This window comes from Streptomyces sp. ID05-39B (genome assembly GCF_033794725.1).
GTDB classification, from domain to species: Bacteria; Actinomycetota; Actinomycetes; order Streptomycetales; family Streptomycetaceae; genus Streptomyces; species Streptomyces bobili.
This window is the reverse complement of the sequence record NZ_JARGEF010000009.1, coordinates 23019-35934: the sequence shown is the minus strand read 5'-3', so window position 1 is coordinate 35934 and position 12916 is coordinate 23019. Positions and strand designations below refer to the sequence as shown.

10 protein-coding genes and 1 pseudogene are annotated in these 12916 nt (G+C 73.4%); 8 read left to right on the top strand and 3 right to left on the bottom strand.

What is annotated here, in order from left to right; genetic code table 11:
• The 3 genes and pseudogenes from P1P75_RS04155 to P1P75_RS04145 all read right to left on the bottom strand — a co-directional run.
• Positions 1 to 481, bottom strand: a pseudogene (locus P1P75_RS04155) (hypothetical protein); the annotation flags it as partial.
• A 221-nt stretch (positions 482 to 702) separates the two neighbouring features.
• Positions 703 to 2391 carry an FAD-dependent monooxygenase gene (locus P1P75_RS04150; protein WP_319251929.1) on the bottom strand — a complete coding sequence of 563 codons (1689 nt, stop codon included), beginning with the start codon at positions 2389 to 2391 and terminating at the stop codon, positions 703 to 705.
• A gap of 239 nt (positions 2392 to 2630) precedes the next feature.
• Complete coding sequence (locus tag P1P75_RS04145) at positions 2631 to 4205, bottom strand: hypothetical protein (RefSeq protein WP_319251928.1); 1575 nt, start codon at positions 4203 to 4205, stop codon at positions 2631 to 2633.
• A gap of 268 nt (positions 4206 to 4473) precedes the next feature.
• Between P1P75_RS04145 and P1P75_RS04140 the strand changes: the two genes are divergently transcribed.
• The 8 genes from P1P75_RS04140 (at position 4474) to P1P75_RS04105 (ending at position 12914) form a co-directional block, all read left to right on the top strand.
• Positions 4474 to 4767, top strand: coding sequence for a DUF6355 family natural product biosynthesis protein (locus tag P1P75_RS04140; protein WP_319251926.1), 294 nt, complete (start codon positions 4474 to 4476; stop codon positions 4765 to 4767).
• 208 nt (positions 4768 to 4975) lie between these two features.
• Positions 4976 to 6232: an ATP-grasp domain-containing protein gene (locus P1P75_RS04135; RefSeq protein ID WP_319251924.1), complete on the top strand. Its 1257-nt coding sequence runs from the start codon at positions 4976 to 4978 to the stop codon at positions 6230 to 6232.
• Positions 6229 to 7059: a DUF364 domain-containing protein gene (locus tag P1P75_RS04130; protein WP_319251922.1), complete on the top strand. Its 831-nt coding sequence runs from the start codon at positions 6229 to 6231 to the stop codon at positions 7057 to 7059. Before P1P75_RS04135 ends, P1P75_RS04130 begins: the two co-directional genes overlap by 4 nt.
• Positions 7056 to 8144, top strand: a complete 1089-nt coding sequence (locus tag P1P75_RS04125) for a pyridoxal-phosphate dependent enzyme (protein WP_319251920.1) — start codon at positions 7056 to 7058, stop codon at positions 8142 to 8144. The genes P1P75_RS04130 and P1P75_RS04125 overlap by 4 nt, the downstream gene beginning before the upstream one ends.
• The gene (locus P1P75_RS04120; protein ID WP_319251918.1) at positions 8141 to 9172 is read left to right on the top strand and encodes a dipeptide epimerase; all 1032 of its coding nucleotides are present in this window, start codon (positions 8141 to 8143) and stop codon (positions 9170 to 9172) included. The genes P1P75_RS04125 and P1P75_RS04120 overlap by 4 nt, the downstream gene beginning before the upstream one ends.
• Positions 9156 to 10511, top strand: coding sequence for an MFS transporter (locus P1P75_RS04115; RefSeq protein WP_319251916.1), 1356 nt, complete (start codon positions 9156 to 9158; stop codon positions 10509 to 10511). The genes P1P75_RS04120 and P1P75_RS04115 overlap by 17 nt, the downstream gene beginning before the upstream one ends.
• On the top strand, positions 10508 to 11308 hold the full coding sequence (locus tag P1P75_RS04110) for a class I SAM-dependent methyltransferase (RefSeq protein ID WP_319251914.1): 801 nt from the start codon (positions 10508 to 10510) through the stop codon (positions 11306 to 11308). Before P1P75_RS04115 ends, P1P75_RS04110 begins: the two co-directional genes overlap by 4 nt.
• Positions 11309 to 11348: 40 nt before the next feature.
• The gene (locus tag P1P75_RS04105) at positions 11349 to 12914 is read left to right on the top strand and encodes an ABC transporter substrate-binding protein (protein WP_319251912.1); all 1566 of its coding nucleotides are present in this window, start codon (positions 11349 to 11351) and stop codon (positions 12912 to 12914) included.
• Positions 12915 to 12916: the final 2 nt, after the last annotated feature.

Genomic DNA, 12916 nt, shown 5'->3' with positions numbered 1-12916 from the left:
GCTCGCTGTCCTTGGTCCAGGAGGAGTCCTTGCTCTGCTCGCTGTCCTTCTTGTACGTCTCCGGGTCGTGCTTCGGGTCACGCGCGGTGCCCCAGTCGTCGGCCGTGACGGAGGTCAGCGCGCCGCCGCCGGTGTGCACGCCGCCGCGCGGCTTCTCCTCGCCGCTCCAGGACTCCTTCTGCTCGCTGTCCTTGGTCCAGGAGGAGTCCTTGCTCTGCTCGCTGTCCTTCTTGTACGTCTCCGGGTCGTGCTTCGGGTCACGCGCGGTGCCCCAGTCGTCCGCCGTGACCGAGGTCAGCGCACCGCCACCCGTGTGCATTCCGCCGCGCGGCGCGTCGTGCTTGCTCCCTTTGTCCTGCTCCTTGCTGTAGGAGGAGTCGTCGTGCTCCCAGTCACCGTCCGCCGCGTAGGCGCCGGGCGCGGCGAGGGCGAGGGCGGCCGAAGCCGCCGCGGTGGCCAGGATCATGCGTGCTGAGCGCATCTGTGGGTCCTTCCGTCGGCCGGGCAGCTGGCGGTCCGTCAGCTGAGGTGACCCGGCCCCGACGTGATCCACCGTCAGTCACCCCGTCGACTTCCACCACTCAAGGCGCTCAGCCGGGTGAGTGCGGGCGGCAGCCGGGGGAAAGCCGAAAGGCCTGTGCCGGCCTCCCCGGGGGGTGGCCGGCACAGGCCCGCGGACGCCGTACGGCATCCGACGACCGGTCAGCTCAGCGCCAGGACCGTGCTCAGGACGCGCCGCAGCACGCCCTCGGCCTCCGGGACCGGGCCCGGCGAGCGCCAGGCGACGAACCCGTCGGGCCGCACCAGGACGGCGCCGCCGTGCGCCGTGCCGTGGCGCTCCCGCCAGTCGGCGCCGTCCTCGGGCACCAACTCGGCGTCCGGTCCCGCTCCCAGGCGGTACGACACCAGGGGGACGGAGAGTTCGGCGGCGAGGCGGACGGCGGCCTCGTGCCATCCGCTCGGCCCGTCGGTACGGGCTCCGGCGTCGCCGTCACTCAGCAGGACCAGGGACCGCTCGTACAGGTCGAGCGTGGACAGCCGGGTGCCTTCGTGGCGGACCCACAGGTGGGGCGCCCGGGTGCCGGGTTCGCCGTTCAGGGCGAGCTTCTCCGGGACGACCGGCGAGGTGGGGTCGGTGCCGACGACGGCGCCCCGCGGGTAGCGGTAGCCGAGGGCCACGTTGAGGATGCCGCGCTGCGGCCCCGCCGCGGCCGCCCCGCCGCCCCCGCCGGCCGGCGGGGCGAAGCCGGGATGGCTGTGCTCGGCCGACCGGACGGCGGCGCGGGCACTGGTGGCCTCCGCCACCGGGCGGCGTTCGAGGTCGTAGGAGTCCAGCAGGGCGTGCCCCGCCCAGCCGCCGAGCACCGCCGCCAGTTTCCACGCGAGGTTGTGGGCGTCCTGGATGCCGGTGTTGGAGCCGAAGGCCCCGGTGGGGGACATCTCGTGCGCGGAGTCGCCCGCCAGCAGGACGCGTCCCGAGCGGTAGCCGCGGGCCACCCGCTGGGCGGCGTGCCAGGGCGCCCGCCCGGTGATCTCGATGTCGAGGTCGGCCCGGCCGACCGCGCGGCGGATGTGCTCCGCGCAGCGCTCGTCGGTGAAGTCCTCCAGTGTCTCCCCGCGTTCGGGGTGCCAGGGGGCGTGGAAGACCCAGTTCTCCCGGTTGTCCACCGGCAGCAGCGCGCCGTCGCCGTCGGGGTCGGTGAGGTAGCAGACGATGAACCGGCGCTCGCCCACCACGTCGGCGAGGAGGCGGGACCGGAAGGTGATGCTGACGTTGCTGAACAGCTCGCCGGGGCCGCTCTGGCCGATGCCGAGCTGCTCGCGGACGGGGCTGCGGGGGCCGTCGGCGGCGACCAGGTAGTCGGCGCGGATCCTGGTGTGCTCGCCCGTCTCCCGGCTCTTCACGAGCGCGGTGACACCGCCCGGGTCGGTTTCGAACGACAGCAGTTCGGTGGAGTACCGCAGGTCTCCGCCCAGCTGGGTGGCGTGGTCGAGCAGGACCGGCTCCAGGTCGTTCTGGCTGCACAGGCACCAGGAACTCGGGCTGAAGCGGGCCAGCCCGCCGCCCGGGTCGATGTCCTTGACCAGCCACTCACCCGGGTCGCCCACCAGGTCGCGGGCCTGGAGGATGCCGTGGTTGTCGGCGAGGGTGGCCGCGGCCCGGTGGATCGCCGGCTCGATGCCGGCCACCCGGAACAGCTCCATCGTGCGCACGTTGTTGCCGCGTCCGCGGGGGTGGCGGGAGGTTCCGGAATGGCGTTCCACCAGGGTGTGCCGCACCCCCAGCCGGCCCAGGAACAGTGAGGTCGACAGGCCCACGAGGGAGCCGCCGACGATCAGGACGGGGACCCTGTGGATCGCGCCGCCCGGTTGGTCGGTTCTTTGGTTCATGATGTGTCTCCAGCACGTCGTGTCCGCCGACTCGGCCGGTGCGGCCGGTACGGCCGGGACTCTCATGCATGCCCCACGCGAGGAACGGCGGCTCAGGCTTCACCCACCTGACCGTGCGCCGCCGGGGCGGCCGTGGCGGCCGGAGTCCGGGCGTGCGCGAGGGCCGTCGCACGCGCCGGGGAGCCGTGAAGACACGGTCCGGCGGCGGCGACGGCCCTCGGGGGCGGTGCCGGTCGGTCTCAGATGCCCGAACCCAGAGTCCCCGTCGTGTAGGCGCACTCCGTGTAGATGTAGCCGGGCTCCAGCTTCGCGGTGTCCGTGGCCGGGGTGGAGATGGAGCCCGACGTCGACTTGTGCACGAAGTAGGTGGTGCCGGGAGGCAGGCTGATCGTGCGCTGCGGGTAGTTCTTGCTGCCGCTGCACGGCTCGAACGAGGGGTTGAGCGTGCTGGACAGGGAGTACGCCTTGCAGCTTCCGCAGCCCTTGAGGGTGAGGCTGCCCGTCACCGGGCCGGTGTAGAGGACGGTGACCTCGTCGGGGCTGTCGTTCTTCACCGTGACCGAGATGCTGCCGCCGGAGCGCGTCGTGGGCAGGGTCTTGCCCGCGGCCGGCAGCGTCTGGGCTATCTCCGCCCCGATCGCGATCTTCTTCGCGAGGGCCGCGTTCTTGGCGGTCGCGTGCGCCGAGACGTACTCGTTCATCGTCGTCCGCGCGGCCTCGAAGTCGCCGTCCCGGTACTGGTCCACGCCGCAGGTGTACGTGCCCGTGTCGGCGCTGCTCGTGGCGCGCCCGGCGTCCGCGGTGAGGGCGGCCTCGATGCCGGCCTCGTCGCCCGGCAGGTCGGCGATGCGGGAGCCGAGGTCGTTCAGCCGCTCGACGGCCGTGCAGGGTTCGGCTCCGGAGAGGCCCTTGACCTCGCGGGTGACGGCGGCGGCCACGGCCGGCTGGACCTTGGCGGCCTGGTCGGAGTCGGGGAAGGTGGTCAGCAGTTCGCCGAACTGTGCCGCCCAGGTGGACTGGTCGGAGGCGAGGCCGCGCGAGGCGCACTCGTACAGGGAGGTCGCCAGCCGGTCGTCGGGCCACTTCTCCAGGCTCCCGAGGTCCGTGGACGGCATCTCCTCGGGGACGGTGCGCAGATAGGTGAGGGGCGCCACGGCGGTGCAGTAGTCGGCGTCCTCGTAGGGTGCGGCGACCGTGGTGTAGAAGGTCTTCATCCGGGTCGGCACCCGCTCGGCCGCCCGCGAGCCGGGGTGGTCGGATCTGAGGGCCTCGTAGGCCTTCAGCGCCTCGCGGTAGCCGGTCTTGCCGCCGCTGAAGTCCTTCTTGCCGGACGCGGTGACCAGTTTGTCGGCCTCGTCGAGCCGGTCGAGGAGCATCTGCTCCGTCGCCTCGTCCCGCGCGTCGTCGTACAGCACGACGCCACCGGCCGGTACGGCGAGCAGGACCAGGCCCAGCAACAGGGCGAGGGGAGCCCGCTGGAGGACGGCCGTGCGGGAGCGCAGGCCGGCGGACGCGCCGTGCGCGGCGGCCCCGGCGAGGAACACGGCGTACAGCAGGAGGGCCGCGACCGGGACGCCGTCCGGGTCGGCCGGCAGGGCCACGAGGAGCAGCACGGCGGTGGCGGTCCAGCATGCCAGCATGAGCACCCAGCGGCGCAGCAGCGCGTACCCGAGCCCCAGGCCGCTGAGGTTGAGCACCGCGACCGCGACGGCCCGCGCGCCGTCCGGCGGCGACGGCGGGGCCGGTGGCGGCGCCGACGGCATCGGTGGCATCGGAAAACTGTGGTTCTGCATGCCGTACGGATCTCCGGACATGGCTGTCCTCCCCCATCAACAGCGCCCGAACTTCGGTGACTTGTCAGTCTACGGGCGCCGATGCACGGCTGACAGAGGTGCCGGGCACCGATCCCCCGGTTCGCCCGATCATGCCCGACGTGCGGCGGGATCACCCCTTCGGTCCAGCGATGAATCGATTCGCTGGGTGAATCGAGATGTGACGTGCGGTCAGGCGGGGGGCGCGTGGTGATGCTGGCAGAGGCCTTTTTCCTGACTTTCTCTCGATTCTTCCTGAAGGAGTTCCGCTGTGCGTGTTCCTCGTTCGGTGCTCGGCGCCCTCGGTTCCGCCGCTCTCGTTCTCGCCTCCCTGGGTGCGGTGACCGCCGTCACCGCGGGTTCCGCCGCCGCGGACCCCTGCGGTTTCTACGAGACCGGCTCCGACGCCTACTACAACCACTGCACCTCCGACGGCTCGCGCGTGATCGTCAAGGTGGAGGTGGCCTGGGCGCCCGACTACGAGCGGTGCGTCGCGCCCGGCAAGACCTGGCTCGGTTCCGCCGGCGAGATCCAGGGTGCCTACTACACCGGCCGCACCTGCTGACCGAAGCGGTGGCGCGGCGGAGGGCCGGGACGGCTTCGTCCCGGCCCTCCGGCATGCGGTGTCCCGGAACGGAGGTGCGAAAGGGGCTGGCAAATGAAAATGGTTATCGATAGCGTGTGGGTGCGCGCAGCCCGACATCCTCCCCTCCGGCGAGGGTTCGCCGGGCTGCCCTGGCGCGCCCGAACTCGCCGCTCGAAAAAGGGGAACTGTGGCTCATCTGCTGATGGTCGAGAGCTGGGTCGGATCGATGAGCAGGCTGTTGCCCCGGGCCATCGGGGAGGGCGGGCACACGTTCACCTTCCTCACCCGCGACCTGCACCACTATCTGCGCTCGGCCCCCGAGGGGACGGCACACCCGCTGCTCGGCGCCCGCAACGTGATCACGGCGGACACCAACGACATCGACACCCTCCTCCCCGAGGCCGAGCGGCTGCACGCGGCACTGCGCTTCGACGGCGTCCTCACCTCCTGCGACTACTACCTGCCGGCCGTCGCCCGGATCGCCGACCGCCTCGCACTGCCCGGCCCCGGCCCCGAAGCGGTCGGGAACGCCTGCCGCAAGGACGCCACCCGCCGAGTTCTCGCCGAGGCCGCCGTGCCCGGCCCCCGCTTCGCCCTGCACGAGGAGTGGGCCGACCTCGCCCGCTCGGCGAGCGAGATCGGCTACCCGCTCGTCGTCAAGCCGGTCGACCTGTGCGCCGGCATGTACGTGCGCCGCGTGGACGACGAACGCCAACTCGCCGACGCCGTAAGGGCGATGGCCGGATCCCCGGTGAACGCGCGCGGGCAGCGCAGGTCGCCCGCCGTGCTGCTGGAGGAACTCCTGGACGGGCCCGAGGTGAGCGTCGAGACGGTGTCCCACGCCGGCACGGTCCATGTGGTCGGCGTGACCGACAAGAGCGTCGGCGGGGCGCCCGCCTTCATCGAGACCGGCCACATGTTCCCCGCCGACCTGGCCCCCGCCGACACCGAGGCCGCCGAACAGACCGCGCTGAGCGCGCTCAAGGCCCTCGGCCTGACCGAGGGGGTCGTGGCGCACACCGAGATCAAGCTGACCCCGGCCGGACCGCGCGTCGTCGAGGTCAACCCGCGCCCGGCCGGAAACCGCATCACCGAACTCGTCCGCCACGTCACCGGCGTGGACCTCGCCGCCGCCTTCGTGGACGTCGCCCTCGGCCGCGCGCCCGACCTGCGGCGCACCGACACCGGAGTGCGCAGCGCCGCCATCGGCTTCCTCGTCCCGGACCGCGACGGCACCCTGGAGGCGCTCGACGGGAACGGCGTACGCGACGCGGACGGCGTCCTGGAGGTCGAACTCGCCGAACCCGGCCGGACGGTGAAGGCGGCGGGCAGCAACAACGAATACCTGGGGCACGTCATGACCGCCGACACCGGCGGCCCCGGCGCCCGCGCCCGCGTCGAGGACCTGCTGTCCGGGCTGCGCGCGGGACTGGTCGTCCGATGACCACCACCACGACCTTCCACGCCTACGACGACCTCGTCGACCGCGTCCGGGCCGGTGCCCTCGGCCCCGACCCGGCCACCCGGCGGATCGCCGTCGCCTTCACCACCCGGCAGGCCGTACGCCACGACGGGCGGGGCACCGGATACCGCAACGAGGTGCTCAGTCTGCGCCTCGCCGAGGCCGTCGGCTCCTGCGCCGTCGAACCCGGGGAACTGCCGGACAGCGCGCTCGACGACTGCGTCGGCGCCGATGTGGCCCGCCTCCTGGAGCACCCCCTGCTGCCGGTGCGGGTCGCGGCCCTGGACGCCTACCTCCTGCATGTCACCCCGCACACCTCCGAGCACGGCGCCCGCCCGGTCCCGCTGCCCGCCGGGTCCTCGCTGGAGAAGTCCCGCGCCCGCGCCCGCGCCGTCGTCGAACTGCTCGACCTGCCCGCCGGGGCGACCGTCCTCGTCGTCGGTGTCGTCAACTCCCTCCTCGAAGCGCTGCGCTCCCGCGGACTTCGCTACCTGCCGAGCGACCTCAAGGGCGGCACCACCGAGTGGGGCGAGCCCGTCCTCACCGACGCCCTCGCCGCAGCCGACCGCTGCGACGCCCTGCTCGTCTCCGGCATGACCCTCGGCAACGGCACCTTCGAACCCCTGCGCCGGCACGCCCAGACGCACGGCAAGCAACTGGTCGCGTTCGCCCAGACCGGCAGCGCCGTCCTGCCCCGCCTCCTCGGCCACGGGGTGAGCGCCGTCTGCGCCGAGCCCTACCCCTTCTTCTGGCTCGACGGCGGACCAGGAACCGTCCACCGCTACGGCCGCCCCGGAGGCGTGCGATGACCACGACCGCCGTCCTCCCGGGCGCGCGCCGCGAACTCCTCGCGCTGCTCGGCCGTACGCCCGTGGTGCGCGTCACCGCCGAGCTGCCCGGCCCGCACCCCGGGTTCTGGGCCAAGCTGGAGGCGCTCTCGGCGGGCGGGATGAAGGCGCGGGCCGCGGTGTCCATGCTGCTCGGCGCCCGCGAACGCGGCGAACTACGGCCCGGCGCCCCCGTGGTGGAGTCCACCTCCGGCACCCTCGGCATCGGCCTCGCCTTCGCCGGGCAGGCCCTCGGTCATCCCGTCGTGCTGGTCGGCGACCGTGAACTGGAACCGTCGATGCGGCAGTTGCTGCGCGCCCACGGCGTCCGCCTGGAGATCGCCGACCGGCCCGCGCTCCAGGGCGGCTGGCAGGCCGCCCGCCTCGCCCGGCTGCGTGAACTCCTCGCCGAACTGCCCGGCGCCTACTGGCCCGACCAGTACAACAACCCCGACAACACCGCCGGTTACGCCTCCCTCGCCGCCGAACTCGCCACCCAGCTCGACCACCTGGACATCCTGGTGTGCAGCGTCGGCACCGGCGGCCACAGTGCCGGCGTCGTCGGACCGCTGCGCCGCCACTGGCCCGCGCTGCGGCTGATCGGCGTCGACGCCACCGGCTCCACCATCTTCGGCCAGCCCGCCCGCCCCCGCCTGATGCGCGGCCTCGGCAGCAGCATCCACCCGCGTAACGTCGCCTACGACGCCTTCGACGAGGTCCACTGGATCGGCCCCGCCGAGGCCGTCGACAGCTGCCGCAGACTCGCCCGTGGCAGCTTCGTCACGGGCGGCTGGAGCACTGGCGCGGTCGCCCGCGTCTCCGCCTGGGCGGCCCGGATCCACCCCGGCGCGGTCGTCGCGACCGTCTTCCCCGACGGCCCGCACCGCTACCTCGGCACCGTCTACGACGAGGACTTCACCGCCGCGCACGGCGTCGACCCCGCCACCGCGGCCACCCGGCCCGTGGAGATACCGCACCCGCACACCGCCGAGGCGACCGGCTGGGCGCGCTGCACCCGCGTCGCCGACCCGCTCGGCGCCCTCCGCGGCGGGGAGGGGAACCGGTGAAGGCCCGCCTGCGCACCGTGCGCCTCACGCTCGCCGAGCCGCTGCGCATCTCCCGCTCCACCATGGCCGCCCGCGACGCCGTGTGGCTGACCGTCGAGCACGACGGACTGCGCGGCCACGGCGAGGCCGTCACCAGCGTGTACTACGGCCTCGACACCGCCACCCTGCAGCGCCTCCTCGCCGCCGTCGACCTGGGCCGCTTCGCCGACCCGGAGAGCGCCCTGCAAGCCCTGCGCGAGGACGAACCCCTCACGCCGCCGGCCGTGACCGCCGCCGTCGAGGCCGCGCTCCTCGACCTCGTGGGCAAGCGGGCGAACGCCCCCGTCCACCGGCTCCTCGGCGCGCCCGCGCCTCCCGTGGCCGCCACCGCCCGCACCCTCGGCATCGCCTCGCTCACCCATGCGGCGGCCGAGGCCCGCCGGCTCGCCGCGAGCGGCTTCCAGGTCCTCAAGGTGAAGGCGGGCAGCCCCGACCCCGAGGACGACGTGGAACGCGTCCGCGTCGTGCGCGACGCGGCCCCCGGCGTACGGCTGCTCCTCGACCCCAACGGGGCCTGGACGCTCCGCCAGGCCGAGAAGCTCCTGCCCCGCTACGCCGAACTCGGCGTCGAGGCCGTCGAACAGCCCCTCGCGCCCGGCGACCCGGCGACACTGGCCGCCCTCGCCGAACGGTCACCGCTGCCTGTCATCGCCGACGAGGACGCCGTCGGCCTCGACGACGCCCGCCGCCTCGCCGGACGGGTGCACGGCGTCAACGTCAAGCTCGCCAAGTGCGGCGGCGTCCACGCGGCCCTGCGCATCGCCGAGGCCATCGAGGGCAGCGGCACCGCGCTGATGCTGGGCTGCCTCACCGCCAGCAGCCTCGGCCTCGCGCCCGCCGTCCACCTCGCCGACCGCGCCCGCTGGACCGACCTCGACGGACACCTGCTCCTCGCCGACGACCCGTGGAGCGGCATCGGCGGCGCCGACGGCTTCGTCCGCGCGAGCGACCGTCCGGGACTGGGGGTGACGCATGCGGACCTGGCATGAGATACGCGGTTTCCCGGTCGCCGTACGGCTGCTGCTCGTCAACCAGCTCGGCGTCAACACCGGGTTCTACCTCCTCATCCCCTACCTCGCCGTCCACCTCGGCGAGAACCTGGGCATGTCGGCGGCCGTCGTCGGCATCGTCCTCGGCGTGCGCAACCTCAGCCAGCAGGGCCTGTTCCTCATCGGTGGCTCCGCGGCCGACCGGCTCGGCGCCCGGGGCGTGATCATCGCCGGGTGCGCCCTGCGGACGGTCGGATTCGCCTTGTTCGCGCTGGGCGACGGGCTGCCGGTGCTGCTCGCCGCGTCGGTGCTGAGCGGCCTGGCGGGCGCCCTGTTCAACCCGGCCGTGCGCACCTACCTCTCCCAGGAGGCGGGGGAGCGCAAGGCGGAGGCCTTCGCCCTGTTCAACGTGTTCGCCACCACCGGCGCCCTGATCGGCCCGCTGCTGGGCAGCGCCCTCCTCCTCGTCGACTTCCGCGCCTCCGCGCTGACCGCCGCCGGCATCTTCGCCGTCCTCACCGTGGCGCAGGCGCTCGTGCTGCCCGCCCGCGAGGTGCCGCCCAGCGAGGCGAGCGTCCTCGCGGACTGGCGTGAGGTGGCCGGCAACCGGGCCTTCCTCGGCTTCGCCCTCGCCATGGTCGGCATGTTCACCCTGGAGAACCAGCTCTACCTGCTGCTGCCCGACGGCGCCCGGCGGGCCACCGGCTGGGACGGCGCGGCAGGCCTCGTCTTCCTCGTCGGCACGCTGGCCAGCCTGGCGTTCCAGCTGCGCATCACCCGGGCCCTGAAGTCCCGCGGCCACCGGGCCCGTTGGATCGCCGCCGGACTCACGCTGATGGGCCTGGCGTTCCTGCCCCCGGCGGTGGTCGCCGGATCGTCGTCCGAGGGATGGCTGATCGCCGTGCCCGTGCTGCTCGGCGCCCTGCTGCTGCATCTCGGCATCATGATCGCCTCGCCGTTCGTCATGGAACTGCTCCCCGGCTTCGGCCGCCCCGAGCTGACCGGCACCTACTTCGGGATCTTCTACGTCGTCTCCGGCGTCGCCGCCGCCATCGGCAACACGGTCGTCGGCTGGGCCATGGACACGGGCGAGAGAACCGGCGCCCAGTGGATGCCGTGGCTGTGCTGCGCCGTGTTCGGGCCCGCGTCGGCGGCCGGGGTGGCCTGGCTGCACCGGCGGGGGGCGCTGCCCGCACGCCGCGGGGCCGACCTGGCCGCCGGCCCGCCCGACCTGACGGGCCCGTCGGCCCAGGCCGCCTCGGGAGCGTCCGCCACCTCGGCGGCCTCAACGGCCCCGACCGCCCCGACCGCCTCCGCCGACGAGAGGAGCAACGCATGACCGTCCACGCCGGAGGCAACCTCCTCACCGACAACCCCGCCCTCTACGAGGCCCGGTTCCCCGACCCCGAGCGGCTCGCCGGACGCTGGGCCGAGGACCGCCTGCGCCGACACGACGCCGGTCCGCGCGTCCTCGACATCGGCTGCGGCACCGGCCGCGACGCCGCCCACCTGCACCGCGCGGGCCGCACGGTGACCGGCGCCGACCTCTCCGAGGCGATGCTCGGCCACGCCCGCGCCCACCACCGGGGACCCGTCTACCTCCGGGCCGACCTGCACGGCTTCGACCTCGGCCGGGCCGCCTTCGACGCGATGGTCTGCCTCGACAGCTCCCTGCTGTACTGCCACACCAACGACCAGCTCGACGGCTTCCTCGCCTCCTGCCGCCACGGCCTCACGCCCGGCGGACTGCTGGTCGCGGAGATGCGTAACGGCGCCCATCTCCTGGGCCGGACGGACCTCCTGGACACCCCGAAGGTCGACTTCTTCACCTGGCGGAACGTCAACTACCGCTCGGCCACGAACCTGTACGTCGACCACGGCGCCCAACTCCTGCGCCGCATCCGCGTATGGACCGCCGACGACGGCACGCCACCGGTCGAGCAGCACTCCGCCTGGCGGCTGTTGTTCCCCCAGGAGCTGCGGCACTTCCTCGCCGGGCACGGCTTCGAGGTCCTCGAACTCCACGACGGCCCCGGCCCGCGCACCCAACCCCCATGGCGGGAAGGCGATGCGCCCGGTGTCACGGCCCACGGGGACCGCCTGCACCTCGTGGCCCGCCTGACCGCCACCCCCTGACCCACCCGCACTCCTGCCGACTCCACCCCAAGGAACAGCCATGCATGACGAACGTTTCTCCGGCCTGCGCCGACGCGGCTTCCTCGCCGCCGGCACCGGGGCCGCCGCCCTCGCCCTCGTCGGCTGCGGCAGCGGCACCGGCGACGACCCGGCCGGCGGCGACGGCAAGCCCGCAAAGGGCGGGCGGCTGCGCGCCGCGTTCGCCGGCGGCGGCGCGAGCGAGACCCTCGACCCGCATCTGGCCAACCTGTTCGCCGACGCCGCCCGCGCCAAGGCCCTCTACGACAAGCTCGCCGACTTCGGCGCCGACCTCTCCGCGCAGCCCCGACTCGCCGCATCGTGGGAGCCCGACAAGACCCTCGCCCGCTGGAAGGTCACCCTGCGCCAGGCCACCTTCCACGACGGCAGGCCGGTCACCGCCAAGGACGTCCTGTACAGCTACCGCCGTATCGCCGACCCGAAGCAGGCGTACCGCGCGAAGGCGTCGCTGGAGCCCATCGACCTCGACGCGAGCCGCGCCACCGGCGACCGGATCATCGAGTTCGTGCTCAAGCGGCCGACGGCCGAATTCCCCAACGTGCTGGCCGCGTTCGGCGCCTACGTCGTCCCCGAGGGCGCCACCGACTTCGACAGGAAGCCGATCGGCTCCGGGCCCTTCCGGTTCGTCTCCTTCGCGCCGGGCCGCTCGGCCGTCTTCCGCCGCAATGACGCCTACTGGGACGGCGCCCCGCACCTCGACGAGCTGGAACTCGTCGTCGTCAACGAGGAGTCGGCCCGCGTCAACGCCCTCCTCGGCGGCCAGATCGAGTACGCCCACGAACTCGCCCCGACGACCGCCCGCGCCCACGAGGGCAAGGGGCAGATCGAGATCGTGCGGCTGCGGGGCAGCGCCATGCAGGCCTTCTGCATGAAGACCGACCGCGCCCCCTTCGACGACAAGCGGGTGCGCGAGGCGTTCTTCCTCATCGCCGACCGTCAGGAACTCGTCGACGGCGCCCTGTCCGGCGCGGGCGTCGTCGGCAACGACCTGTTCGGCAAGGGGTACGAGTACTACGCCGACGGCCTCCCGCAGCGCGCCCAGGACCTGGACAGGGCCCGTGCGCTGCTGAAGCAGGCCAGCGCCGAGAAACTGAAGGTCACCCTGGACACCTCGGCCGTCGCCGCCGGATTCACCGAGGCCGCCGGCATCTTCCGCGACCAGGCAGCCAAGGCCGGCGTCACCGTCGACGTGAAGGTGGGCAGCAAGGACTCCTACTGGAAGGACATCCTCGACAGCGGCACCCTGTGCTGCTACCGCTCCGGCGCCATGCCCATCGAGGCGCACATCTCGCAGCGCCTGCTCACCGACTCCACCACCAACGCCACCAAGTGGCGGCACAAGGACTTCGACGCCCTCTACCAGCAGGCGCAGGCCACCCGCGACAAGGCCGGACGGGCCGCCGTCTACGAGCGCATGCAGCGCCGCCTGTACGCCGAGGGCGGCTTCCTGATCTGGGGGTTCGCCGACTGGATCATCGGAACGGCCCGTGCGGTGAAGGGCGTCGAGACGAAGGCGCCCGCCAACACGCTCGACTGGGCCCGCTTCGACAAGGTCTGGCTGGCGTGACC

Coding starts and splice junctions, on each gene's coding strand:
- P1P75_RS04115 (WP_319251916.1), top strand. CDS start 9,156: ATGCGGACCTGGCATGAGATACGCGGTTTCCCGGTCGCCGTACGGCTG.
- P1P75_RS04125 (WP_319251920.1), top strand. CDS start 7,056: ATGACCACGACCGCCGTCCTCCCGGGCGCGCGCCGCGAACTCCTCGCG.
- P1P75_RS04150 (WP_319251929.1), bottom strand. CDS start 2,391: ATGAACCAAAGAACCGACCAACCGGGCGGCGCGATCCACAGGGTCCCC.
- P1P75_RS04105 (WP_319251912.1), top strand. CDS start 11,349: ATGCATGACGAACGTTTCTCCGGCCTGCGCCGACGCGGCTTCCTCGCC.
- P1P75_RS04145 (WP_319251928.1), bottom strand. CDS start 4,205: ATGTCCGGAGATCCGTACGGCATGCAGAACCACAGTTTTCCGATGCCA.
- P1P75_RS04130 (WP_319251922.1), top strand. CDS start 6,229: ATGACCACCACCACGACCTTCCACGCCTACGACGACCTCGTCGACCGC.
- P1P75_RS04110 (WP_319251914.1), top strand. CDS start 10,508: ATGACCGTCCACGCCGGAGGCAACCTCCTCACCGACAACCCCGCCCTC.